This is a genomic window from Kitasatospora sp. NPDC036993, assembly GCF_055607525.1.
Genome location: NZ_JBVJRP010000004.1, coordinates 407,775 through 429,319 on the forward strand (window position 1 = coordinate 407,775; position 21,545 = coordinate 429,319).

General features: G+C 68.3%; 32 protein-coding genes. All 32 read left to right on the top strand.

Translation table 11 applies throughout. From position 1 onward, the window contains the following. Positions 1-57 precede the first annotated feature (57 nt). The 32 genes from rfbB (at position 58) to mscL (ending at position 21,362) form a co-directional block, all read left to right on the top strand. Positions 58-1,035, top strand: a complete 978-nt coding sequence (rfbB, locus tag ACZ7C5_RS10945; protein ID WP_188301644.1) for a dTDP-glucose 4,6-dehydratase — start codon at positions 58-60, stop codon at positions 1,033-1,035. Next, complete coding sequence (gene rfbD, locus ACZ7C5_RS10950; RefSeq protein WP_401079896.1) at positions 1,032-1,967, top strand: dTDP-4-dehydrorhamnose reductase; 936 nt, start codon at positions 1,032-1,034, stop codon at positions 1,965-1,967. Before rfbB ends, rfbD begins: the two co-directional genes overlap by 4 nt. Next, positions 1,964-3,301, top strand: coding sequence for a lipopolysaccharide biosynthesis protein (locus ACZ7C5_RS10955; protein ID WP_401079895.1), 1,338 nt, complete (start codon positions 1,964-1,966; stop codon positions 3,299-3,301). Before rfbD ends, ACZ7C5_RS10955 begins: the two co-directional genes overlap by 4 nt. Positions 3,302-3,369: 68 nt before the next feature. Further along, complete coding sequence (locus ACZ7C5_RS10960; RefSeq protein WP_317620517.1) at positions 3,370-4,059, top strand: glycosyltransferase family 2 protein; 690 nt, start codon at positions 3,370-3,372, stop codon at positions 4,057-4,059. Beyond that, a complete protein-coding gene (locus ACZ7C5_RS10965; protein WP_188301641.1) occupies positions 4,056-4,454 on the top strand; it encodes a DUF2304 domain-containing protein in 399 nt (132 codons plus the stop codon). The genes ACZ7C5_RS10960 and ACZ7C5_RS10965 overlap by 4 nt, the downstream gene beginning before the upstream one ends. 4 nt (positions 4,455-4,458) lie before the next feature. Beyond that, a complete protein-coding gene (locus ACZ7C5_RS10970) occupies positions 4,459-5,370 on the top strand; it encodes a glycosyltransferase family 2 protein (RefSeq protein WP_470322436.1) in 912 nt (303 codons plus the stop codon). A gap of 217 nt (positions 5,371-5,587) precedes the next feature. Beyond that, the gene (locus ACZ7C5_RS10975; protein ID WP_401079890.1) at positions 5,588-7,408 is read left to right on the top strand and encodes a hypothetical protein; all 1,821 of its coding nucleotides are present in this window, start codon (positions 5,588-5,590) and stop codon (positions 7,406-7,408) included. A gap of 392 nt (positions 7,409-7,800) precedes the next feature. Then, the gene (gene rpsJ / locus ACZ7C5_RS10980) at positions 7,801-8,109 is read left to right on the top strand and encodes a 30S ribosomal protein S10 (RefSeq protein ID WP_012785157.1); all 309 of its coding nucleotides are present in this window, start codon (positions 7,801-7,803) and stop codon (positions 8,107-8,109) included. Positions 8,110-8,123: 14 nt separating this feature from the next. Beyond that, complete coding sequence (gene rplC, locus ACZ7C5_RS10985) at positions 8,124-8,771, top strand: 50S ribosomal protein L3 (RefSeq protein WP_188301639.1); 648 nt, start codon at positions 8,124-8,126, stop codon at positions 8,769-8,771. A 5-nt stretch (positions 8,772-8,776) separates the two neighbouring features. Next, the gene (rplD, locus tag ACZ7C5_RS10990) at positions 8,777-9,454 is read left to right on the top strand and encodes a 50S ribosomal protein L4 (RefSeq protein ID WP_401079887.1); all 678 of its coding nucleotides are present in this window, start codon (positions 8,777-8,779) and stop codon (positions 9,452-9,454) included. Continuing rightward, the gene (gene rplW / locus ACZ7C5_RS10995; RefSeq protein WP_063348967.1) at positions 9,454-9,774 is read left to right on the top strand and encodes a 50S ribosomal protein L23; all 321 of its coding nucleotides are present in this window, start codon (positions 9,454-9,456) and stop codon (positions 9,772-9,774) included. The genes rplD and rplW overlap by 1 nt, the downstream gene beginning before the upstream one ends. A 43-nt stretch (positions 9,775-9,817) precedes the next feature. Next, complete coding sequence (gene rplB, locus ACZ7C5_RS11000; RefSeq protein WP_188301637.1) at positions 9,818-10,654, top strand: 50S ribosomal protein L2; 837 nt, start codon at positions 9,818-9,820, stop codon at positions 10,652-10,654. Positions 10,655-10,665: 11 nt separating this feature from the next. Then, complete coding sequence (gene rpsS, locus ACZ7C5_RS11005; RefSeq protein WP_030055821.1) at positions 10,666-10,947, top strand: 30S ribosomal protein S19; 282 nt, start codon at positions 10,666-10,668, stop codon at positions 10,945-10,947. Positions 10,948-10,997: 50 nt separating this feature from the next. Beyond that, positions 10,998-11,345, top strand: a complete 348-nt coding sequence (gene rplV, locus ACZ7C5_RS11010) for a 50S ribosomal protein L22 (RefSeq protein WP_033824229.1) — start codon at positions 10,998-11,000, stop codon at positions 11,343-11,345. Next, positions 11,345-12,169: a 30S ribosomal protein S3 gene (gene rpsC, locus ACZ7C5_RS11015; RefSeq protein WP_401079884.1), complete on the top strand. Its 825-nt coding sequence runs from the start codon at positions 11,345-11,347 to the stop codon at positions 12,167-12,169. The genes rplV and rpsC overlap by 1 nt, the downstream gene beginning before the upstream one ends. 5 nt (positions 12,170-12,174) lie before the next feature. Then, the gene (gene rplP, locus ACZ7C5_RS11020) at positions 12,175-12,594 is read left to right on the top strand and encodes a 50S ribosomal protein L16 (RefSeq protein WP_030055824.1); all 420 of its coding nucleotides are present in this window, start codon (positions 12,175-12,177) and stop codon (positions 12,592-12,594) included. Beyond that, the gene (gene rpmC / locus ACZ7C5_RS11025) at positions 12,594-12,818 is read left to right on the top strand and encodes a 50S ribosomal protein L29 (RefSeq protein WP_049649042.1); all 225 of its coding nucleotides are present in this window, start codon (positions 12,594-12,596) and stop codon (positions 12,816-12,818) included. The genes rplP and rpmC overlap by 1 nt, the downstream gene beginning before the upstream one ends. After that, positions 12,818-13,090: a 30S ribosomal protein S17 gene (gene rpsQ, locus ACZ7C5_RS11030; protein WP_030055826.1), complete on the top strand. Its 273-nt coding sequence runs from the start codon at positions 12,818-12,820 to the stop codon at positions 13,088-13,090. Before rpmC ends, rpsQ begins: the two co-directional genes overlap by 1 nt. A 102-nt stretch (positions 13,091-13,192) precedes the next feature. Then, complete coding sequence (gene rplN / locus ACZ7C5_RS11035) at positions 13,193-13,564, top strand: 50S ribosomal protein L14 (protein ID WP_030393301.1); 372 nt, start codon at positions 13,193-13,195, stop codon at positions 13,562-13,564. 15 nt (positions 13,565-13,579) lie between these two features. Further along, on the top strand, positions 13,580-13,891 hold the full coding sequence (gene rplX, locus ACZ7C5_RS11040) for a 50S ribosomal protein L24 (protein ID WP_188301656.1): 312 nt from the start codon (positions 13,580-13,582) through the stop codon (positions 13,889-13,891). Next, the gene (rplE, locus tag ACZ7C5_RS11045; RefSeq protein WP_030393302.1) at positions 13,891-14,460 is read left to right on the top strand and encodes a 50S ribosomal protein L5; all 570 of its coding nucleotides are present in this window, start codon (positions 13,891-13,893) and stop codon (positions 14,458-14,460) included. Before rplX ends, rplE begins: the two co-directional genes overlap by 1 nt. Before the next feature lie 4 nt (positions 14,461-14,464). Further along, complete coding sequence (locus tag ACZ7C5_RS11050; RefSeq protein WP_030055830.1) at positions 14,465-14,650, top strand: type Z 30S ribosomal protein S14; 186 nt, start codon at positions 14,465-14,467, stop codon at positions 14,648-14,650. A 269-nt stretch (positions 14,651-14,919) separates the two neighbouring features. Beyond that, positions 14,920-15,327 (top strand): 30S ribosomal protein S8, encoded by a 408-nt coding sequence (gene rpsH, locus ACZ7C5_RS11055; RefSeq protein WP_188301635.1) that lies wholly within the window; start codon positions 14,920-14,922, stop codon positions 15,325-15,327. 22 nt (positions 15,328-15,349) lie between these two features. Beyond that, entirely contained in the window at positions 15,350-15,889 is a 540-nt protein-coding gene (rplF, locus tag ACZ7C5_RS11060; protein WP_401079882.1) for a 50S ribosomal protein L6, read from the top strand. A 3-nt stretch (positions 15,890-15,892) separates the two neighbouring features. Further along, positions 15,893-16,276: a 50S ribosomal protein L18 gene (rplR, locus tag ACZ7C5_RS11065; protein WP_030280785.1), complete on the top strand. Its 384-nt coding sequence runs from the start codon at positions 15,893-15,895 to the stop codon at positions 16,274-16,276. A gap of 48 nt (positions 16,277-16,324) precedes the next feature. Continuing rightward, complete coding sequence (rpsE, locus tag ACZ7C5_RS11070; protein ID WP_188301633.1) at positions 16,325-16,945, top strand: 30S ribosomal protein S5; 621 nt, start codon at positions 16,325-16,327, stop codon at positions 16,943-16,945. Further along, positions 16,945-17,127 carry a 50S ribosomal protein L30 gene (gene rpmD / locus ACZ7C5_RS11075; protein WP_188301632.1) on the top strand — a complete coding sequence of 61 codons (183 nt, stop codon included), beginning with the start codon at positions 16,945-16,947 and terminating at the stop codon, positions 17,125-17,127. Before rpsE ends, rpmD begins: the two co-directional genes overlap by 1 nt. Before the next feature lie 2 nt (positions 17,128-17,129). Further along, positions 17,130-17,582 carry a 50S ribosomal protein L15 gene (gene rplO / locus ACZ7C5_RS11080; protein ID WP_188301631.1) on the top strand — a complete coding sequence of 151 codons (453 nt, stop codon included), beginning with the start codon at positions 17,130-17,132 and terminating at the stop codon, positions 17,580-17,582. Between the two features lie 303 nt (positions 17,583-17,885). Then, complete coding sequence (gene secY / locus ACZ7C5_RS11085; protein WP_188301630.1) at positions 17,886-19,196, top strand: preprotein translocase subunit SecY; 1,311 nt, start codon at positions 17,886-17,888, stop codon at positions 19,194-19,196. After that, on the top strand, positions 19,196-19,849 hold the full coding sequence (locus tag ACZ7C5_RS11090) for an adenylate kinase (protein WP_188301629.1): 654 nt from the start codon (positions 19,196-19,198) through the stop codon (positions 19,847-19,849). The genes secY and ACZ7C5_RS11090 overlap by 1 nt, the downstream gene beginning before the upstream one ends. Positions 19,850-19,966: 117 nt before the next feature. Beyond that, positions 19,967-20,806, top strand: coding sequence for a type I methionyl aminopeptidase (map, locus tag ACZ7C5_RS11095; protein WP_188301628.1), 840 nt, complete (start codon positions 19,967-19,969; stop codon positions 20,804-20,806). Positions 20,807-20,936: 130 nt separating this feature from the next. Next, entirely contained in the window at positions 20,937-21,362 is a 426-nt protein-coding gene (gene mscL / locus ACZ7C5_RS11100) for a large conductance mechanosensitive channel protein MscL (RefSeq protein ID WP_401079877.1), read from the top strand. Positions 21,363-21,545 lie beyond the last annotated feature (183 nt).

Here is a 21,545-nt window from a genome sequence, read left to right on the forward strand (position 1 = left end):
GAACGCAGGAGGGGCCGGGGCGGGAGGGCGTTCGGGCGGCGGTAGACTACGCGCATTATGCGCATCCTCGTGACCGGCGGCGCCGGGTTCATCGGTTCGGAGTTCGTCCGTCAGCTCCTCGGGGCTGACGAGAACGCCCGGATCACGGTCTTTGACAAGCTCACCTACTCGGGTGTCCTGGAGAACCTGGCCCCGGTGGCCGGCCACCAGGGCTACACCTTCGTCCAGGGCGACATCTGCGACGCGGACGCCGTCGACCAGGTCATGCCGGGCCACGACGTGGTGGTGCACTTCGCCGCCGAGTCCCACGTGGACCGCTCGATCGCCGGTGCGGGCCCCTTCGTCCTCACCAACGTCGTCGGCACCCAGGTGCTGCTCGACGCGGCCCGCAAGCACGGCATCGGCCGCTTCGTGCACATCTCCACCGACGAGGTGTACGGCTCGATCAGCGAGGGCTCCTGGACCGAGACCTGGCCGCTGGTGCCCAACTCCCCGTACTCGGCCTCCAAGGCCTCCTCCGACCTGCTGGCGCTGGCCTACCACCGCACCCACGGCATGGACGTCGTGGTGACCCGCTGCTCCAACAACTACGGGCACTACCAGTTCCCGGAGAAGGTCATCCCGCTGTTCACCACCAACCTGATCGACGGCAAGAAGGTGCCGCTGTACGGCGACGGTGGCAACGTCCGCGACTGGCTGCACGTCTCGGACCACTGCCGGGCCATCGAGCTGGTCATGCGCGGCGGCCGCGCGGGTGAGGTCTACAACATCGGCGGCGGCACCGAGGCGACCAACAAGGAGCTGACCGGCCTGCTGCTGGAGGCCGCCGGCGCCGGCTGGGAGATGGTCGAGCACGTCGAGGACCGCAAGGGCCACGACCTCCGCTACTCGATCGACATCAGCAAGATCCGCGAGGAGCTCGGCTACGAGCCGCAGGTCCGCTTCGAGGACGGCCTCGCCGCGACCATCGCCTGGTACCGCGAGAACCGCGCCTGGTGGGAGCCGCTGAAGCAGAAGGCGGCCCTGGCCAAGTGACTGCGAACGCCGCCGGCCGGGTGCGCTGGCTGGTCACCGGCGCGGCCGGGATGCTCGGGCGGGACGTGCTGTCGGTGCTCGGCACCGACCCGGCCGCCGAGATCACCGCGCTGCGCCGGGCGGACCTCGACATCACCGACGCGGCAGCCGTCCAGGCCGCCGTCGAGGGCCACGACATCGTGGTCAACTGCGCCGCGTGGACGAACGTCGACGCCGCGGAGACCGAGGAGGACGCCGCCACCGCCGTCAACGGCACCGGTGTGCGCCACCTGGCCGCGGCCTGCGCCAAGAGCGGCGCGCGGCTGCTGCACGTCTCCACCGACTACGTCCTGCCGGGCGACGCCACCGAGCCCTGCCCGGAGGACGCCCCGACCGCGCCGGTGAACGCGTACGGCCGCGGCAAGCTGCTGGGGGAGCGGGCGGTCGCCGACCTGCTCCCCGACGCCGGCTACATCGTGCGCACCGCCTGGCTGTACGGCGAGCACGGCCCGAACTTCGTGGCCACCATGCTCAAGCTCGCCGCCCAGCGGGACACCCTGGACGTGGTGGACGACCAGCACGGCCAGCCGACCTGGTCGTACGCGCTGGCCGGCCGGCTGGTCGAGCTCGGCCGGGCCGCGCTCGCCGGGCGGGCCCCGGCCGGGGTCTACCACGGCACCGCGAGCGGCCGCACCACCTGGTGCGGGCTGGCCCGCGAGACCTACGCGCTGAGCGGCCTGGACCCGGAGCGGATCCGTCCGACCACCTCGGAGGCCTTCGTCCGCCCGGCCGTCCGGCCCGCCTTCAGCGTGCTGGCCCACGACCGCTGGGCGGCCGCCGGGCTGGCACCGCTGCCCGAGTGGCGGGCCATGCTGGCCGAGGCCCTGGGCCGGCCCGTCTTCGCCGAACTGGCCGCCACGGCCCGGACCACGGAGAGCGACAGACCTCGGTGAAGAAAGCACTGACGAAGGTGGCTGCCGCGCTACCGCCGGGAACCCTGGCGGTAGCCGGCGGCACCGTCGTACTGGGCGCCGCCTCCTACATCCACCTCGGAGTGGCGGGCCACAGCCTGTCCGTCGAGGACATGGCGAACGTCTCACTGCTGTGGACGATCGTGATGTCCGTCGGCATCGGCGTCTTCTTCCCGATCGAGCAGGAGCTCACCCGGATCGTCGCGGCGCGCGCGGCGCTCGGCCACGGCGCCGCCCCGGTGCTGCGCCGGGCGACCCTGCTGACCGGCGGCATCCTCGCGGTGGTCCTGGCCGTCCTCGGCGCCGCCTCCGGCCCGATCGCCGACAAGGTGTTCCACGGCGACCGCTCGCTGGTGCTGGCGCTCGGCGGCGCCTTCCTCGGCATGGCCGTCTGCTACCTCACCCGCGGCGTCCTGGCCGGCCTCGGCCGCTTCGGCGCGTACGGCACCCAGCTCGGTCTGGACGGTGGCCTGCGGATCGGACTGGCCTTCGGCTGCGCGGTGGCCGGGGTGCACTCCGCGCTCGCGTTCAGCCTGATCCTGGCCGTCGCGCCGGTCCTCGCGACGATCGTCACGCTGCCGCCGCTGCTGCGCGCGGTCAGGCCGGGCCCGAAGGTCCCCTGGCCCGAGCTCTACTCCGGGCTCGGCCTGCTGATCCTCTCCACCCTGCTGTCCCAGCTCGTGGTCAACGCCGCGGTGATGAGCACCAAGCTGCTCGCCCCGACCGAGTCCGCGCTGATCGCGGCGCTGCTCAACGCGCTGGTCCTGGCCCGGGTGCCGCTGTTCGTCTTCGGCTCGCTCCAGGCCTCGCTGCTCAGCGGCCTCTCCAAGGCGATCGCGATGGGGGACCGGGCCGCGTTCACCGGGATGCTCACCCGGATCGGCGCCGTGGTGGGCCTGCTCGGCGTGGCGGGCGGGATCCCCGCCACCCTGCTCGGCCCCTGGCTGATCCAGGTGCTCTTCGGAGCCGCGCCGGTGCTCGGCCGCCTCGACTTCTTCTGGTTGTCCCTCGGCACCGTGGCGTACATGTTCGCGATGGTCCTCGGCCAGGCGCTGATGGTATTCAAGCGGCACAACCTCCAACTGCTCTGCTGGGCGGTGGGCAGCGCCGTGCTGGCGGGGGTCACGTTCATGCCGGGCGAGGTGTCCACCCGCGTGATCCTGGCCTACGTGGCGGGTTCGGTGGCCACCGTCATCGGTATGCTGGCCGCACTCCGGCTGAGCTTCGCCCGTTCGGTGACGAACTCCGCCGGGCCTGCCCGGCAGCAGGGGGACGAGGCCGTCGCTGTGCTGAGCAGCCGGACGGCCGACGAATGACCGTGCCCGCCCCCCATCCGCAGGACACCGCGCACGAGCGCGGGCCAGACCCCATCCATGGAGCCTCCGTGTCCCAGTACGACGATGTTTGGCTGGTGATCCCGGCCTACAACGAGGGCCAGGTGATCGCCGACGTTGTGGAGGGGGCGCGAAAGACGTTCCCGAACATCGTGGTGGTCGATGACGGCAGCGGCGACGACTCGGCCAAGCACATCATGGAGACCGGTGCGCACCTGGTGCGCCACCCGGTCAACCTCGGCCAGGGCGCGGCCCTCCAGACCGGCCTCGCCTACGCCCTGGCCCAGCCGGGCGCCAAGTACTTCGCCACCTTCGACGCGGACGGTCAGCACCAGACCGCGGACGTCGAGAAGATGGTGGCGCTGCTCCGGGAGGGCGACACGGACGTCGTCCTCGGCTCGCGCTTCATCGAGCAGAACGGGCAGGTGCCGTGGATCAAGCGGGTCGTCCTGCGTACCGCGGCGACCGTCAGCCCGACCGCGCGCAAGCTCAAGCTGACCGACTCCCACAACGGCCTGCGGGTGCTGACCCGCGAGGCCGCGGGCCGGCTGCGGATCACCATGAACGGCATGGCGCACGCGTCGGAGATCGTCAGCTTCCTCGCCGGCTCCGACCTCCGGGTCGCCGAGCTCCCGGTGGACATCCTGTACACCGACTACTCACGCGCCAAGGGTCAGTCCCTGATCAACGGCGTCAACATCATCTTCGACATCTCGCTGCGGGAGCGTAGCCGCCGATGAAATTCTTCTGGATCCAGCTGGTTCTCATTCTCGGCTCGGTCACTCTCGCCTTCATGTTCATCCGGCGTTGGGACCGTGCCAACACCCGCGCCTGGAAGCGCATCGCGTTCTCGGTCTTCGTGCTGGTGAACATCTACGCGGTGCTGCGTCCCACCGACGTGACCTGGCTGGCCCACCAGCTCGGCGTCGGCCGGGGCACCGACCTGGTGCTGTACGTGATGGTGCTGGCGATGGGCTTCCTGACCCTGAACACCTTCCTGCGCTTCCGCTCCCTGGAGAAGAAGCTCACCGACCTGGCGCGCACCGTGGCGATCAACGAGGGCGCCAGGCTGAACGAGGAGCGCTTCGACCTGGACCTGCCGGTCTCGGCTCCGGTCGACCGCAGCAAGGCCTGATCCCGTGGCGACCTTCGAGTTCATGCTGCCGTACTACGGCGACGTGGCACTGATGCAGGCCGCGGTGCGGAGCATCCTCGCGCAGACCGACCGGGACCTCCGGCTGACCGTCATCGACGACGGCCAGGAGCCGGACGTCCCCGGCTGGTTCGCCTCGCTCGGCGACGACCGGGTGAGCTACCTGCGCAACGAGCAGAACCTCGGCATCACCAGGAACTTCCAGAAGTGCGTGGAGCTGTCCACGGCCGACCACGTGGTCATCATGGGCTGCGACGACCTGTTGCACCCGCACTACCTGGAGACCGTCCGGGAGATCGTCAGGGTCAACCCGGACCTGGGCATGGTGCAGCCGGGCGTCGAGGTCATCGACGGCGCCGGCGAGGTCAGCCGCTCCGGCCTGGCGGACAACGTCAAGGAGAAGATCTACGCGCCGACCGTCAAGGGCCGGCGGCTGATGGGCGGGGAGGAGCTGGCCGCGAGCGTGCTGCGCGGCAACTGGCTCTACTTCCCGTCGATCTGCTGGCGGGGCGAGGCGCTGCGCGCGGTCAGCTTCCGTGACGAGTACTCGGTGATCCAGGACCTGGCCCTGGTCGTCGACCTGCTGGAGCGCGGCGAGCAGATGATGGTGGACAACACGACCGTCGTCTTCCAGTACCGCCGGCACGCCGTCAGCGAGTCCTCGGTGCAGGCCTTCTCCGGCACCCGGTTCACCGAGGCGGAACGGTACTTCAACGCGGTGGCCGAGCGGATGGACGCCCGCGGCTGGCCGAAGGCCGCCCGCGCGGCCCGGTTCCGCAGCGCCTCCCGCCTGCACGCGCTGACCATGCTGCCGGGCGCGCTGAAGCGCGGCCAGCGGGGCGGGGCCAAGGTCCTGGTCCGGCACGCGCTGACCGGCGGGCAGCGGCACGAAGGCTGAGCCACCCCCACGACCGGCTCCGACGCGGTGACACCTGAGGGTGAACCGCCGTTTCGGAGCCGGTCGTTGTGGTCTGTGAAGGGTGAACGCGCTGGATGCGCGGGATCGGCGCGTGGCAGACTTCCGGTGCGATCCGAGGACCGACGGGACGAGCCCGGGCCCGTGACGCCGCCGCTTGCCGGCCGTGACGAGATCGTCAATTCACACAAGTAGGGAAGTGTCCCGAGTGCAGCCGCTGATCGACTCTGCCCACACCTCCGACGGGCAAGGCCGGAGTGAGGACGGCGGCGGGAACGCGCCCGACAGCCCGGCCCCGGCGGTGCCCGCCCGGCTGCGGGAGCTGGCCGCCCACCGCTGGTTCTGGCCGGTGGCCCTGCTGCTCGGGTACGGCGCGCAGGTGGCCTTCCGCCTGGTGCTGTCGATCCACAACTACTTCCCGTCGGTGCACGCCGACGAGGACTCGTACCTGGTGATCGCGCGGGTGCTGGCCGGCCGGCCGACCACCGAGATGCCGGTCGGCGTGGTGATCCCCGGCGGGTACCCGCTGCTGATCTCGCCGGCCCTGCGGATCGCCGACAACCCGGCGACCGCGTACCACCTGGTCATGGGCATCAACGCGGTGCTCAACGCGCTGGTGTTCCCGCTCGTCGTGGTCGCGGCGCGCCGGCTGGGCCTGTCCCGGCCGCAGGCGTACCTGGTGGGCACCGCCGTGGCGCTGGTGCCGCCGGTGATCTTCTACTCCCAGTTCGTCATGTCGGACACCGTGCTCCCGGTGCTCCTGCTGGTCTGGGTGATCGCGATGCACGGCTGGCTCTCGCCCGGCTCGCCCCGCCGCCGCGCGCTGTACGCGGCGGCGATGGGCCTGGCGGCCGGCTACACGATGGCCACCCACGACCGCGGCGGCGTGGTGGTGGCGCTGACCGCGCTGGTCCTGCTCGTGGTGCTGGCCGTCGGCTGGGCGCCGCGGCTCGCCTCGCTGGCCGGCGTCGGCGCCCTCGGCGTGACGTACCTGGGCGCGAAGCTGCTGGCGCGCTTCGTCGAGGCCCAGTTCAAGGACGTGCCGCCGAGCACCGTCGGCAACAAGGTCTTCGAGAACCTCGAGGACAGCAAGTACATCGGCACGATCATCGCCAGGACCTTCGGGCAGCTCTGGTACTTCATGACCTCCACGTACGGCTTCGGGGCGATCGCCTTCGTGCTGTGCGTGGTGGCCCTGTTCCACCGCCGCTTCTCGGTGGCCGACCGGGTGGTCGCGTTCTGCATGACCGCCATGCTGTTCGGCACCGCGCTCGCCTCCGCGGCGGGCCTGGCGGACACCGAGCGCGTCGACAACTGGGTGTACGCCCGGTACTGCGCGGTGCTGGTGCCGCTGTTCCTGCTGGTGGGCCTGGTCGCGCTGTTCCGGGCCGGGGTCCGCACGCTGCTGTGGGCGGCGCTGGCCGGCGCGGTGGTGATCGGGATCATCCAGGTGTCCGTCAGCGGGTACGCCGGCTCCGCGCTGAAGGAGTGGGCCGTCCCGTGGACCGTTCCGGACGCGATGTTCCTGGCCTCGTCCTGGGACAACCTGCACATGGCCCGCACGACCGTCGGCGCGCTGGCGGTGCTGGCCGCCTGTCTGCTGCTGCGGGTGGCCGGCGGGCGGCGGATCGTCGCCGCGGTGGTGGGCTGCGTGACGGTCTTCGCCGCGTACGCGACCGTCACGATCACCGACAACGTCGCCGAGCCGCACTCCAGGACCCGGTCGTACGAGGCCGTGGGCCTGGTGAAGGAGGCCGGCCTGCACAAGGGCGACAACCTGATCCTGGACTGGGACTTCGACTGGGGCGCCCGGATGGCGCTGGCCTACGAGGTCTACTGGGGCCGGGTCTGGACGGACAACGTCAAGGGCGGCAACACCCCGCCGGAGACGGCCACCGCGATGCTGCTGAAGCTCGGCGAGGGCGCCGCGCCGGAGGCCACCTGGCCGAAGCCGGAGCCCGGCTGGCACGTCGCGAAGTACAGCCGGGCGCACGGCTGGGTCCTCTGGCGCAAGGGCTGATCCGCGGATCCACCCCATCGGGGCCGGTGAGGAGCACCTCACCGGCCCCGATTGGCATCCGGGCTGCTCCCTGTGGCAGTATGTCCAAGTTGCTCGGTTGAGTTGCCGATGCTGCGCGCCTCCCGCCGGGAGGACCGGAAGCGAGTCCCACGTACTCGTCGTTCCCGTGATGGCCGTCAAGCGTGAGTTCTACGCCACGGCAGCTGCGGGGCGAAAGTACGGGAATCTTCCGGGAAGCGTGAGCGGGGCCTCGACCCGGCGCCCCCACCCCGAAAGTTCGAAACCGACGAAGTGATTCGTTGGTTTTTTGCAAGCGCGAGTGCGACACGCCCGAGCGCGGGGGTCGGAGGGTGGTCGCGCAGTGACTAAGGACAAAGGACTACTGAGTAGCCATGGCGGGACAGAAGATCCGCATCCGGCTCAAGGCCTACGACCACGAGGTCATCGACTCTTCGGCGAAGAAGATCGTCGAGACGGTGATCCGTACTGGTGCGCAGGTCGCGGGCCCGGTGCCGCTGCCCACTGAGAAGAACGTGTACTGCGTCATCCGCTCGCCGCACAAGTACAAGGACTCGCGCGAGCACTTCGAGATGCGTACTCACAAGCGTCTGATCGACATCCTCGACCCCACGCCGAAGACGGTTGACTCGCTGATGCGTCTCGACCTGCCGGCTGGCGTCGACATCGAGATCAAGCTCTGAGAGGCGCACCGAAGATGGCTAAGCAGATTAAGGGCATCCTGGGCGAGAAGCTCGGCATGACCCAGGTCTGGGACGAGAACAACCGGGTCGTCCCGGTGACCGTCGTCAAGGCTGGGCCCAATGTCGTGACCCAGGTCCACACCGCCGACAGCGCGGCCGGCTACGACGCCGTCCAGATCGGCTTCGGCGAGATCGACCCCCGCAAGGTGAACAAGCCCCTCGCGGGCCACTTCGCCAAGGCCGGTGTCACCCCGCGCCGCCACCTGGTCGAGCTCCGTACCGCGGACGCGTCCGAGTACACCCTCGGCCAGGAGATCACCGCCGAGCTGTTCGAGGCGGGTGTCAAGGTCGATGTGACCGGCACCTCCAAGGGCAAGGGCTTCGCCGGTGTCATGAAGCGTCACAACTTCAAGGGCCTCGGCGCCGGTCACGGCGTGCAGCGCAAGCACCGTTCGCCCGGTTCCATCGGTGGCTGCGCCACCCCGGGCCGCGTGTTCAAGGGCCTGAAGATGGCCGGCCGGATGGGTCACGAGCGTGTGACCACCCAGAACCTGACCGTGCACGCGGTTGACGCGGAGAAGGGTCTGCTCCTTATCAAGGGTGCGATCCCGGGCCCGAACGGTGGCCTCGTCCTCGTCCGCACCGCGGCGAAGGGGCTGTGAAGGATATGAGCACCATTGACATCCTGTCGCCCTCGGGTGACAAGACCGGCAGCCTCGAGCTGCCGGCCGAGATCTTCGACGCGAAGGTCAGCGTTCCGCTGATGCACCAGGTCGTCGTGGCGCAGCTCGCTGCGGCCCGTCAGGGCACCCACAAGACCAAGACTCGTGGCGAGGTCCGCGGCGGCGGCAAGAAGCCGTACCGCCAGAAGGGCACCGGCCGCGCCCGTCAGGGCTCGACCCGTGCGCCGCAGTTCGCCGGCGGTGGCGTCGTGCACGGTCCCGTGCCGCGCGACTACTCGCAGCGGACCCCGAAGAAGATGATCGCCGCCGCCCTGCGCGGTGCGCTCACCGACCGGGCCCGCCACAACCGCATCCACGTCATCACCGACGTGACCGCGACCGAGGCGCCGTCGACCAAGGCCGCCAAGGGCCTCTTCGGCAAGATCACCGAGCGCAAGAACGTCCTCCTGGTCGTCGAGCGCGAGGACGAGCTGGGCCTGAAGTCCGCTCGCAACCTGCCGAACGTGCACATCCTGGACGCCGGTCAGCTGAACACCTACGACGTGCTCGTCTCCGACGATGTGGTCTTCACCCAGGCCGCCTTCGAGCGTTTCGTGGCCGGTCCGGCCGCGTCCGCCAAGGCCGTGGCTGCTGAGGGCGAGCTCGAAGGGAGCGCCGCCTGATGGCTGCGGAGATCACGAGCAAGACGTTCACGGACCCCCGTGACGTCCTGGTGAAGCCGGTCATCTCGGAGAAGAGCTACTCGCTCCTCGACGAGAACAAGTACACGTTCGTCGTGTCGCCCGGTGCCAACAAGACCCAGATCAAGCAGGCCGTCGAGGCGGTCTTCTCGGTCAAGGTCGAGTCCGTCAACACGCTCAACCGTCAGGGCAAGCGCAAGCGCTCCAAGACGGGCTTTGGCAAGCGCAAGGACACCAAGCGCGCCATCGTGACGCTGGCTGAGGGCAACCGCATCGACATCTTCGGTGGTCCGGTCTCCTAACGGAGATCGTGATCGTCGATAAGGACGAGGACGAGAGAGCCAAATGGGCATCCGCAAGTACAAGCCGACTACGCCGGGCCGTCGTGGCTCCAGCGTGGCCGACTTCGTAGAGATCACGCGGTCCACGCCGGAGAAGTCGCTGGTTCGCCCCCTGCACAGCAAGGGCGGCCGTAACAACGCCGGTCGGATCACCGCTCGCCACCAGGGTGGCGGCCACAAGCGCGCCTACCGCGTGATCGACTTCCGTCGTCACGACAAGGACGGCGTGCCGGCCAAGGTCGCGCACATCGAGTACGACCCGAACCGCACCGCGCGCATCGCGCTCCTGCACTACGCGGACGGCGAGAAGCGCTACATCATCGCGCCGCGCGGCATCGCGCAGGGTGACCGGATCGAGAACGGCGCTGGCGCCGACATCAAGCCGGGCAACAACCTGCCGCTGCGCAACATCCCGGTCGGTACCACCATCCACGCGGTGGAGCTGCGTCCCGGCGGCGGTGCCAAGCTGGCCCGCTCGGCCGGCTCCGGCATCCAGCTGCTGGCGCGTGAGGGCAAGATGGCGCACCTGCGCATGCCCTCCGGCGAGATCCGCCTGGTCGACGCGCGCTGCCGCGCGACCGTCGGCGAGGTCGGCAACGCCGAGCAGTCGAACATCAACTGGGGCAAGGCCGGCCGTATGCGCTGGAAGGGCGTCCGCCCGACCGTGCGTGGTGTGGCCATGAACCCGATCGACCACCCGCACGGTGGTGGTGAGGGTAAGACCTCCGGTGGTCGCCACCCGGTCTCGCCGTGGGGTAAGCCCGAGGGCCGTACCCGTCGCCCGAACAAGGCGTCGGACAAGCTCATCGTGCGCCGCCGCAAGACCAACAAGAAGCGCTAGGAGCAGGTCAGATGCCGCGCAGTCTCAAGAAGGGCCCCTTCATCGACGGCCACCTTCTCAAGAAGGTGGACGCGCAGAACGAGGCGGGTACCCAGAACGTCATCAAGACCTGGTCCCGTCGCTCCGTGATCTTCCCGGCCATGCTCGGCCACACGATCGCGGTGCACGATGGCCGTAAGCACGTCCCGGTGTTCGTCACCGAGTCGATGGTCGGCCACAAGCTCGGCGAGTTCGCGCCGACGCGCACGTTCCGCGGTCACGTCAAGGACGACCGCAAGTCGAAGCGTCGCTAGTCGCCAGCGAGATTACCGACTCAATGACTTACACCAGCAAGGGGACAACCATGGAAGCCAGGGCCCAGGCGCGGTACATCCGCGTCACGCCCATGAAGGCCCGCCGCGTGGTGGACCTCATCCGTGGCCTGAACGCCACGGAGGCCCAGGCGGTCCTGCGTTTCGCTCCGCAGGCCGCCACCGTGCCGGTCGGCAAGGTGCTCGACAGCGCCATCGCCAACGCCGTGCACAACTACAACCACAACAACGTGGACGACCTCGTCATCAGCGAGGCGTACGTTGACGAGGGCCCGACCCTGAAGCGGTTCCGTCCGCGCGCCCAGGGCCGTGCCTACCGGATCCGCAAGCGGACCAGCCACATCACCGTGGTCGTCAGCAGCAAGGAAGGGACCCGGTAATGGGCCAGAAGGTTAACCCGCACGGGTTCCGCCTCGGCATCAGCACGGACTTCAAGTCCCGCTGGTACGCCGACAAGCTGTACAAGGACTACGTCAAGGAAGACGTTGCCATTCGTCGCATGATGACGAAGGGCATGGAGCGCGCCGGCATCTCCAAGGTCGAGATCGAGCGCACCCGCGACCGCGTCCGCGTCGACATCCACACCGCGCGCCCCGGCATCGTCATCGGTCGCCGTGGCACCGAGGCCGACCGCATCCGCGGCGACCTCGAGAAGCTGACGGGCAAGCAGGTCCAGCTGAACATCCTCGAGGTCAAGAACCCCGAGCTGGACGCCCAGCTCGTGGCTCAGGGCGTCGCGGAGCAGCTGTCCTCGCGCGTCTCCTTCCGCCGTGCCATGCGCAAGTCGATGCAGGGCACCATGAAGTCCGGCGCCAAGGGCATCAAGGTCCAGTGCTCCGGTCGTCTCGGCGGCGCCGAGATGAGCCGTTCGGAGTTCTACCGCGAGGGCCGTGTGCCGCTGCACACCCTGCGCGCGAACGTCGACTACGGCTTCTTCGAGGCCAAGACGACCTTCGGCCGCATCGGCGTGAAGGTCTGGATCTACAAGGGCGACGTCAAGAACATCGCCGAGGTCCGCGCTGAGAACGCCGCTGCCCGCTCGGGCAACCGCCCGGCCCGTCCCGAGGGTGGTCGTCCCGCCCGCGGTGGCGAGCGCCGTGGTGGCGAGCGCGGTGGCCGTGGCCGTCGTCCCGCCGCTGCCGAGGCCCCCGTGGCCGCGGCCGCCGAGGCGCCGGCTGCCGAGAACACCGGAACGGAGGCCTGACTCCAATGCTGATCCCCCGTCGGGTCAAGCACCGCAAGCAGCACCACCCGAAGCGCCGCGGCGCTGCGAAGGGTGGCACCGAGCTCGCCTTCGGCGAGTACGGCATCCAGGCCGTCACCCCGGCCTACGTGACGAACCGGCAGATCGAGTCCGCTCGTATCGCCGTCACCCGTCACATCAAGCGTGGCGGCAAGGTCTGGATCAACATCTACCCGGACCGTCCGCTCACCAAGAAGCCGGCCGAGACCCGCATGGGTTCCGGTAAGGGTTCGCCCGAGTGGTGGATCGCGAACGTGCACCCGGGTCGGGTCATGTTCGAGCTGTCGTACCCCAACGAGAAGGTGGCTCGTGAGGCGCTGACCCGCGCAGCTCACAAGCTCCCGATGAAGTGCCGGATCATCCGGCGCGAGGCAGGTGAGAGCTGATGTCGGCCGGCACCAAGGCTGCTGACCTCCGCGAGCTGGACAACGAGGGTCTCGTTGCCAAGCTCCGTGAGGCCAAGGAGGAGCTGTTCAACCTCCGCTTCCAGGCGGCGACCGGGCAGCTCGACAACCACGGACGGCTCAAGCTCGTCCGTAAGGACATCGCGCGGATCTACACCCTGATGCGCGAGCGCGAGCTGGGCATCGAGACGGTGGAGAGCGCCTGATGACTGAGAACACCAACGAGACGCGCGGTTTCCGCAAGACCCGTGAGGGTCTCGTCGTCAGCGACAAGATGGACAAGACCGTCGTCGTCGCCGTCGAGGACCGCGTCAAGCACGCTCTGTACGGCAAGGTCATCCGCCGTACGAACAAGCTGAAGGCGCACGACGAGGCGAACGCCTGCGGCATCGGCGACCGGGTCCTCCTCGCGGAGACCCGCCCGCTGTCCGCGACGAAGCGCTGGCGCGTCGTCGAGATCCTCGAGAAGGCCAAGTAACGAAGTTGATGCGGTACGGCCGTATGTGCACCAGGCCCCTCGTGGGCGCTGGTGTGAGCAGCGGCCGGCCCGTCAGCTCTCGTTGACGATCAGGAGAAAGCTGTGATCCAGCAGGAGTCGCGACTGCGTGTCGCCGACAACACGGGCGCGAAGGAAATCCTTTGCATCCGCGTTCTCGGTGGTTCCGGTCGCCGCTACGCCGGTATCGGGGACGTCATCGTCGCGACCGTCAAGGACGCGATCCCCGGCGGTTCGGTGAAGAAGGGTGACGTCGTCAAGTGCGTCGTCGTCCGTACCGTGAAGTCGCGTCGTCGTCCGGATGGCTCGTACATCCGCTTCGACGAGAACGCCGCGGTCGTTCTGAAGAACACCGATGGTGACCCCCGTGGTACCCGCATCTTCGGCCCGGTGGGCCGCGAGCTGCGTGACAAGAAGTTCATGAAGATCATCTCGCTTGCGCCGGAGGTGCTCTAACCCATGGCGAACAGCATGAAGATCAAGAAGGGTGACCTGGTTCAGGTCATCACCGGCAAGGACCGCGGCAAGCAGGGCAAGGTCATCCTGGCCATGCCCGCCGAGAACAAGGTCCTGGTCGAGGGTGTGAACCGGGTCAAGAAGCACACCAAGCCGGGCCCGGGCACTCAGGGTGGCATTGTCACCGTCGAGGCCCCGGTGCACGTCTCCAACGTCCAGCTGGTCGTGGAGAAGGACGGCAAGAAGGTCGTCACCCGCGTTGGCTACCGCTTCGATGACGAGGGCAACAAGATCCGCGTTGCCAAGCGAACCGGTGAGGACATCTGATGTCTGAGACGACTGTTGAGAAGGTGACCCCCCGTCTCAAGGAGCGTTACAACTCCGAGATCAAGGGTCAGCTGCAGGAGCAGTTCTCGTACGAGAACGTCATGCTGACGCCCGGCCTGGTCAAGGTCGTCGTCAACATGGGTGTCGGCGAGGCCGCCCGTGACAGCAAGCTGATCGAGGGCGCGATCCGCGACCTGACCGCGATCACCGGTCAGAAGCCGGCCGTGACCAAGGCTCGCAAGTCCATCGCGCAGTTCAAGCTGCGCGAGGGCCAGCCGATCGGCACCCACGTCACCCTCCGTGGTGACCGCATGTGGGAGTTCCTGGACCGTCTGGTGTCGCTGGCCCTGCCGCGTATCCGTGACTTCCGTGGCCTCTCCCCGAAGCAGTTCGACGGCCGTGGCAACTACACCTTCGGTCTGACCGAGCAGGTCATGTTCCACGAGATCGACCAGGACAAGGTCGACCGTCAGCGCGGTATGGACATCACCGTCGTGACCACCGCTCAGACCGACGACGAGGGCCGGGCGCTCCTGCGCGCTCTGGGCTTCCCGTTCAAGGAGGCGTGAGCCAATGGCGAAGAAGTCCCTCATCGCGAAGTCCGAGCGCAAGCCGAAGTTCGGCGTCCGGGCCTACACCCGGTGCCAGCGCTGCGGCCGTCCGCACTCGGTGTACCGCAAGTTCGGCCTGTGCCGTGTCTGCCTCCGTGAGATGGCGCACCGCGGCGAGCTGCCCGGCGTGACCAAGAGCTCCTGGTAATCAGGGCGCTTTAGGGCACCCAGCGACGCAGAGGTGCCCGATCCCACACCGGCCCGTTTTGGGCCTGCCGTACGGATTCCCGTAAGGTAGTGGGGTCGGGCCCCCTGCCGCGGCTTCCCCATGGATGTCCGTGGCCCTCCTTCGAGAGGGCTCGCACCCAGTCTTACTACGTCGTAGGTCCCCTGTGCTTGTGCCCCTGACGAACTCGGAAGAGTGCGGCAGGGGGACCTGGTGCGGAGAAACCACGGCGAGAGAGGCCTGAGGCCATCATGACCATGACCGACCCCATCGCAGACATGCTCACGCGTCTGCGTAACGCGAACTCGGCGTACCACGACACCGTGGCGATGCCGGCCAGCAAGATCAAGGCGCACGTCGCCCAGATCCTGCAGCAGGAGGGGTACATCTCCTCCTACAAGGTTGAGGAGCCCACTGAGGGCGAGGTCGGCAAGAAGCTGACCATCGAGCTCAAGTTCGGCCCCAACCGTGAGCGCTCCATCGCCGGCATCAAGCGCATCAGCAAGCCGGGTCTGCGCGTTTACGCAAAGTCCACCAACCTGCCGAAGGTTCTCGGCGGCCTGGGCGTGGCGATCATCTCCACGTCCTCCGGCCTCCTGACCGACAAGCAGGCCGCCAAGAAGGGCGTAGGCGGAGAAGTTCTCGCCTACGTCTGGTAATTCGGGAAACGGAGGTACAGCAATGTCGCGCATTGGACGGCTGCCCATCCAGGTCCCCGCTGGCGTGGACGTCACCATCGATGGCCAGGCGGTCTCGGTGAAGGGCCCGAAGGGCACCCTCACCCACGTCGTCGCCGCGCCGATCGAGATCGGCAAGGGCGAGGACGGCACTCTGGCTGTCACCCGCCCCAACGACGAGCGTCTGTCGAAGGCCCTGCACGGCCTGACCCGCACGCTGGTGGCGAACATGATCACCGGCGTGACCACGGGCTACCGCAAGTCGCTGGAGATCAGCGGTGTCGGCTACCGAGTTCTGGCGAAGGGCTCCGACATGGAGTTCCAGCTGGGCTACAGCCACCCGATCCTCGTCGAGGCGCCCGAGGGCATCTCCTTCGTCGTCGAGTCGGCCACCAAGTTCCACGTGGACGGCATCGACAAGCAGAAGGTCGGCGAGGTCGCTGCGAAGATCCGCAAGCTGCGCAAGCCCGACCCGTACAAGGCCAAGGGCGTCAAGTACGCGGGCGAGGTCATCCGCCGCAAGGTCGGAAAGAGTGGTAAGTAAGCGATGAGCGTCTCTGTCAAGATCGGCAAGGGCAACGCCTACAAGAGCGCCGCTCGCAAGCGCCGCGCGATCCGCGTTCGTAAGCGCGTCGTCGGCACCGAGGTGCGTCCGCGTCTCGTCGTGACGCGCTCGAACCGCCACATGGTCGCCCAGGTCATCGACGACGCCAAGGGTCACACCCTGGCGTCGGCGTCCACCCTCGACGTGTCCATCAAGGGCGCCGAGGGCGACAAGACCGAGCTGGCCAAGAAGGTCGGGAGCCTGGTCGCCGAGCGCGCCAAGGCCGCCGGCATCGAGTCGGTCGTCTTCGACCGCGCGGGCAACCGGTACGCCGGCCGCATCGCCGCCCTGGCGGACGCGGCCCGCGAGGCCGGGCTCGACTTCTAAGCCGCTCGTCGACTCTGTCGGCGGACGTAAACGAGAGAGGTAAATCCAATGGCTGGACCCCAGCGCCGCGGTAGCGGCGCCGGTGGCGGCACCGGTGGCGAGCGGCGCGACCGTAAGCGTGACGACCGGGGCAACGCCCAGGTCGTCGAGAAGACCGCTTACGTCGAGCGCGTCGTCGCGATCAACCGTGTCGCCAAGGTTGTCAAGGGTGGTCGTCGTTTCTCCTTCACCGCGCTGGTCGTGGTGGGCGATGGCGATGGCACCGTGGGTGTCGGTTACGGGAAGGCGAAGGAGGTTCCGGCCGCCATCGCCAAGGGTGTTGAGGAGGCCAAGAAGAACTTCTTCAAGGTCCCCCGTATCCAGGGCACCATCCCGCACCCGATCCAGGGTGAGAAGGCCGCCGGCGTCGTGCTGCTGAAGCCCGCCGCCCCCGGTACCGGTGTTATCGCCGGTGGTCCGGTGCGCGCCGTCCTGGAGTGCGCCGGCATCCACGACATCCTGTCGAAGTCGCTCGGCTCGGACAACGCGATCAACATCGTGCACGCCACCGTGGCCGCTCTGAAGGGCCTCGTGCGCCCCGAGGAGATCGCCGCGCGTCGTGGCCTGCCGCTGGAGGACGTGGCCCCCGCCGCTCTGCTGCGGGCGCGTGCTGCTGGGGTGAGCGCCTGATGGCTCGCCTGAAGATCACGCAGACCAAGTCGTACATCGGCAGCAAGCAGAACCACCGTGACACCCTGCGTACGCTTGGTCTCAAGCGCATGCACGACGTCGTGGTGAAGGAGGACCGTCCCGAGATCCGCGGGATGGCCCAGACGGTCCGTCACCTGGTGACGGTTGAGGAGGTGGACTGATCATGGGCGAGAACCCGATCAAGATCCACAACCTGCGTCCCGCCCCGGGTGCCAAGACCGACAAGATCCGTGTGGGTCGTGGTGAGGCCTCCAAGGGTAAGACTGCCGGTCGTGGTACCAAGGGCACGAAGGCCCGCTACCAGGTTCCGCAGCGCTTCGAGGGTGGCCAGATGCCGCTCCACATGCGCCTGCCGAAGCTGAAGGGTTTCAAGAACCCGTTCAAGATCACCTTCCAGGTCGTCAACCTCGACAAGCTGGCCGAGCTCTACCCGCAGGGTGGCGCCGTCACGGTCGAGGACCTGGTCGCCAAGGGCGCGGTTCGCAAGAACTCGCTCGTCAAGGTGCTCGGCACCGGCGAGGTCTCGGTCGCCCTCCAGGTGACGGTGGACGCCGTCTCCGGTTCGGCCGCCGAGAAGATCAAGGCCGCCGGCGGTACGGTCACCGAGCTCGTCTGAGCCCGCTGACTCCGGCTTACGGGCCCCGCACCTCCTTCGGGAGGTGCGGGGCCCGTTCCGTTTCCCCGGCCGCGAAAGGCGCTCGTTCTTTTGTGTGGCAAACCCGGGCATCCCGTACCCCGTGAGTGGGGGAGCGGCCGTACGCGCTTCTTCCGAGTGGCTGCGCACTGTTAGAGTCCGTGGAGTTCCCTTGTAGGCTGCGCGTAGGCTCGCCTGTGCCGTCTGTACGGGAGCCCGTACCGCAAACTCCCCATTCAGGACCGACCCTCCCGCCGACGACGTGCGGGAGGCGCAGGAGGCACCGTGCTCAGTGCGTTCGCGCGGGCGTTCCAGACGCCCGACCTGCGCAAGAAGCTGCTGTTCACGCTGGGCATCATGGTGCTGTTCCGGCTGGGCTCGCACATTCCGATGCCGGGCGTGAGCTTCACGGCCGTGAACGAGTGTGTGAAGGACACGAAGAACAGCGGCCTCTTCGGACTCGTCAACCTGTTCAGCGGGGGCGCGCTCCTCCAGCTGACGATCTTCGCCCTCGGCATCATGCCGTACATCACGGCGAGCATCATCCTCCAGCTCCTCACCGTCGTGATCCCGCGACTGGAGATGCTGAAGAAGGAGGGACAGGCCGGCCAGGCGAAGATCACCCAGTACACCCGCTACCTGACGATCGCGCTCGCCGTGCTCCAGGGCACCGGCATCGTGGCGACGGCCTCCAGCGGCGCGCTGTTCGCCGGCTGCCCGCTGGCCAACCAGATCGTGCCGGACACCGGCGTGTTCCGGATCGCGGTCATGGTGCTCACCATGACCGCCGGCACCACGGTCATCATGTGGCTGGGCGAGCTGATCACCGACCGCGGCATCGGCAACGGCATGTCGCTGCTGATCTTCACCTCGATCGCGGCGCAGTTCCCCTCCAGCATGTGGAACATCAAGACCACCGGCACCATCGGCGGCGGCTGGGTCGAGTTCCTCTCCGTGGTCGCGGTCGGCGTCATCGTCGTGATGCTGGTCATCTTCGTCGAGCAGGCCCAGCGCCGGATCCCGGTCCAGTACGCGAAGCGGATGATCGGCCGCCGGGCGTTCGGCGGCACCTCGACCTACATCCCGCTCAAGGTGAACCAGGCCGGTGTCATCCCGGTCATCTTCGCCTCGTCGCTGCTGTACATCCCGGCACTGGTGGTCCAGCTGACCAACAGCCAGGCGGGCTGGGCCACCTGGATCAGGACGAACTTCGTCAAGGGTGACCACCCGATCTACATGGCCACCTACTTCCTGCTGATCGTCTTCTTCGCCTTCTTCTACGTCGCCATCTCCTTCAACCCCGAAGAAGTTGCCGACAACATGAAGAAGTATGGTGGGTTCATCCCGGGTATCCGGGCCGGCCGCCCGACGGCCGAGTACCTGAACTACGTGCTGACCCGAATCACGTGGCCGGGTTCGCTCTACCTGGGCCTGATCGCGTTGATCCCGATGATCGCCCTGGTCGCCTTCGGACAGCAGACCAACTTCCCGTTCGGCGGCACCAGCGTGCTCATCGTCGTCGGCGTCGGACTCGAAACTGTGAAGCAGATCGAGAGCCAGCTCCAGCAGCGCAATTACGAAGGGTTCCTCCGCTGATGCGTATCGTCCTCGTTGGTCCTCCCGGGGCCGGGAAGGGTACTCAGGCGCACCTGCTCGCCAAGACCCTGTCCATCCCCCATATCTCTACCGGTGACCTGTTCCGCGCGAACATCAGCCAGGGCACCCCGCTGGGGCTCGAGGCCAAGAGCTACATGGACGCGGGACACCTGGTACCGGACGAGGTCACCATCGGGATGGCCAAGGACCGGATGCTCCAGGAGGACGCCGTCCGCGGCTTCCTGCTCGACGGCTTCCCCCGCAACCTGGGGCAGGCCAAGGCGCTGGACGAGTTCCTCGCCGAGCAGGGCATCAAGCTGGACGGCGTGCTGGACCTGGAGGTCCCGGAGGACGAGGTCGTCCGCCGGATCGCCGGCCGTCGCCTGTGCCGCAACGACGGGGGCCACGTCTTCCACGTGGACTACAACCCGCCGAAGGCCGAGGGCGTCTGCGACGAGTGCGGCGGCGAGCTGTACCAGCGCTCCGACGACACCGAGGAGAAGGTGCGGACGCGCCTGGAGGTCTACCACACGGAGACCGAGCCGATCATCGACTACTACGCCCAGCAGGGCCTGGTGGCGACGATCTCGGCCCTCGGCAAGGTGGACGAGGTCACCGCCCGCTCGATCGAGGCGCTGAAGCAGGACAGCTGAGTCTCTCGGCGAACGTACGACGGCACGGCCGGATCGCCCGCCCAGCGCGGGTGGCCCGGCCGTTTCGGCGTCGTACGGTGGTAGCAGTGGTAATCCGGACTTGGAAGGCGTGACCAGATGGTGGAGATCAAGACCCCCGAGCAGATCGCGAAGATGCGAGCGGCCGGGCTGGTCGTCGCCGAGGCCCTGAAGGCCTGTCGCGAGGCGGTCGCCCCCGGGGTGACCACCCAGGAGCTCAACGACATCGCGGACAAGGTCATCACCGGCCACGGCGCCACCTCGAACTTCCGGGCCGACCACGGCGGGCTCTGGTTCCCCGGTGTGATCTGCGCCTCGGTGAACAACGAGGTCGTGCACGGCATCCCGGGCGAGCGGGTGCTCCAGGAGGGCGACGTCATCTCGATCGACTGCGGCGCCATCCTGGACGGCTGGCACGGCGACGCGGCCATCACCGTGGCGGTCGGCGAGGTCCGCCCCGAGGTCGAGATGCTGAGCCGGGTCACCGAGGGCTCGATGTGGGCCGGCATCGCCCAGATGAAGAAGAACAACCGCCTGGTGGACGTCTCGAAGGCGATCGAGGGCTACATCCGCCGGCAGCCGCTGCCGCCGAAGGGCAAGTGGGGCATCACCGAGGGCTACGGCGGCCACGGCATCGGCACCGCGATGCACATGGAGCCGCACGTGCTGAACTACGTCGAGCGCGGCCGCGGCAAGGGCCCGAAGCTGGTCCCCGGCACCGTGCTGGCGATCGAGCCGATGGTCTCGCTGGGCACCCCGCACACCGCCGTGCTGGAGGACGACTGGACGGTCGTCACCAACGACGGCACCTGGGCCTCGCACTGGGAGCACTCGGTGGCCGTCACCGAGCAGGGCCCGCTGGTGCTGACCGCCTTCGACGGTGGCAGGGCGGAACTGGCCAAGCTGGGCATCACCGCAGCTCCGGACCCCCTCGCGTAGTCCCGGCGGCGCCCAACTGCCGTCGCTGACAAGGGATCAGAGCCCTGGAGGTTTGGACCTCCAGGGCTTTTGTCCTATTTTTATGCGCTGGCAGTGGTCAGTAGTGGCTTTACGAGCAGCAGGAGAGAACGTGCTCAAGGGATTCCGCGACTTCATGATGCGCGGCAACGTCGTCGACATGGCGGTCGGTGTCGTCATCGGGGCCGCGTTCACCGCGGTGGTGACCGGTTTCGTGTCCGCCTTCCTCACCCCGCTGGTCGGCGTGGTGGTCGGCGCGGCCGGCGACTTCAGCTCGTACCAGGCGCACATCGCGGGGGTGACCTTCCCGTACGGGCAGTTCCTCAACGTGCTGATCGCGTTCCTGATGACCGCGGCGGTGCTGTACTTCTGCGTGGTGCTGCCGATCACCAAGGCGACCGCGCGCTACATGCCGAAGGCGCCGAAGACGCCGAAGCGCCCGTGCCCGGAGTGCCTGACCGAGATCCCCCTGGCCGCCCGCCGCTGCGCGGCCTGCACCGCCCACGTGGACCCGCTGACGGCCACCGTCGGGGCCTGACGTAGCAGATGTGACGGCGACCGCCTTCCGGGGCCCCGTTTTGGTCCGCCGGACGCGCTGGCGTAGGATGGACCGTCGGCTCACTCGTAGCGTGCTTCAGCACGCCCTCTTCCCCTCGGGGGCGGGGTGAACCCAGGTTCGCACGAGCGTTCCGCATACGGTAGCCGGTCCCGGAAGGTGGAT

Bases quoted from the DNA above. Each gene is read 5' to 3' on its own strand.
- rfbB (WP_188301644.1), top strand. From the start codon at position 58: ATGCGCATCCTCGTGACCGGCGGCGCCGGGTTCATCGGTTCGGAGTTC.
- ACZ7C5_RS10965 (WP_188301641.1), top strand. From the start codon at position 4,056: ATGAAATTCTTCTGGATCCAGCTGGTTCTCATTCTCGGCTCGGTCACT.
- rpsJ (WP_012785157.1), top strand. From the start codon at position 7,801: ATGGCGGGACAGAAGATCCGCATCCGGCTCAAGGCCTACGACCACGAG.
- rplC (WP_188301639.1), top strand. From the start codon at position 8,124: ATGGCTAAGCAGATTAAGGGCATCCTGGGCGAGAAGCTCGGCATGACC.
- rplD (WP_401079887.1), top strand. From the start codon at position 8,777: ATGAGCACCATTGACATCCTGTCGCCCTCGGGTGACAAGACCGGCAGC.
- rplW (WP_063348967.1), top strand. From the start codon at position 9,454: ATGGCTGCGGAGATCACGAGCAAGACGTTCACGGACCCCCGTGACGTC.
- rplB (WP_188301637.1), top strand. From the start codon at position 9,818: ATGGGCATCCGCAAGTACAAGCCGACTACGCCGGGCCGTCGTGGCTCC.
- rpsS (WP_030055821.1), top strand. From the start codon at position 10,666: ATGCCGCGCAGTCTCAAGAAGGGCCCCTTCATCGACGGCCACCTTCTC.
- rplV (WP_033824229.1), top strand. From the start codon at position 10,998: ATGGAAGCCAGGGCCCAGGCGCGGTACATCCGCGTCACGCCCATGAAG.
- rpsC (WP_401079884.1), top strand. From the start codon at position 11,345: ATGGGCCAGAAGGTTAACCCGCACGGGTTCCGCCTCGGCATCAGCACG.
- rplP (WP_030055824.1), top strand. From the start codon at position 12,175: ATGCTGATCCCCCGTCGGGTCAAGCACCGCAAGCAGCACCACCCGAAG.
- rpmC (WP_049649042.1), top strand. From the start codon at position 12,594: ATGTCGGCCGGCACCAAGGCTGCTGACCTCCGCGAGCTGGACAACGAG.
- rpsQ (WP_030055826.1), top strand. From the start codon at position 12,818: ATGACTGAGAACACCAACGAGACGCGCGGTTTCCGCAAGACCCGTGAG.
- rplX (WP_188301656.1), top strand. From the start codon at position 13,580: ATGAAGATCAAGAAGGGTGACCTGGTTCAGGTCATCACCGGCAAGGAC.
- rplE (WP_030393302.1), top strand. From the start codon at position 13,891: ATGTCTGAGACGACTGTTGAGAAGGTGACCCCCCGTCTCAAGGAGCGT.
- ACZ7C5_RS11050 (WP_030055830.1), top strand. From the start codon at position 14,465: ATGGCGAAGAAGTCCCTCATCGCGAAGTCCGAGCGCAAGCCGAAGTTC.
- rpsH (WP_188301635.1), top strand. From the start codon at position 14,920: ATGACCATGACCGACCCCATCGCAGACATGCTCACGCGTCTGCGTAAC.
- rplF (WP_401079882.1), top strand. From the start codon at position 15,350: ATGTCGCGCATTGGACGGCTGCCCATCCAGGTCCCCGCTGGCGTGGAC.
- rplR (WP_030280785.1), top strand. From the start codon at position 15,893: ATGAGCGTCTCTGTCAAGATCGGCAAGGGCAACGCCTACAAGAGCGCC.
- rpsE (WP_188301633.1), top strand. From the start codon at position 16,325: ATGGCTGGACCCCAGCGCCGCGGTAGCGGCGCCGGTGGCGGCACCGGT.
- rpmD (WP_188301632.1), top strand. From the start codon at position 16,945: ATGGCTCGCCTGAAGATCACGCAGACCAAGTCGTACATCGGCAGCAAG.
- rplO (WP_188301631.1), top strand. From the start codon at position 17,130: ATGGGCGAGAACCCGATCAAGATCCACAACCTGCGTCCCGCCCCGGGT.
- ACZ7C5_RS11090 (WP_188301629.1), top strand. From the start codon at position 19,196: ATGCGTATCGTCCTCGTTGGTCCTCCCGGGGCCGGGAAGGGTACTCAG.
- map (WP_188301628.1), top strand. From the start codon at position 19,967: ATGGTGGAGATCAAGACCCCCGAGCAGATCGCGAAGATGCGAGCGGCC.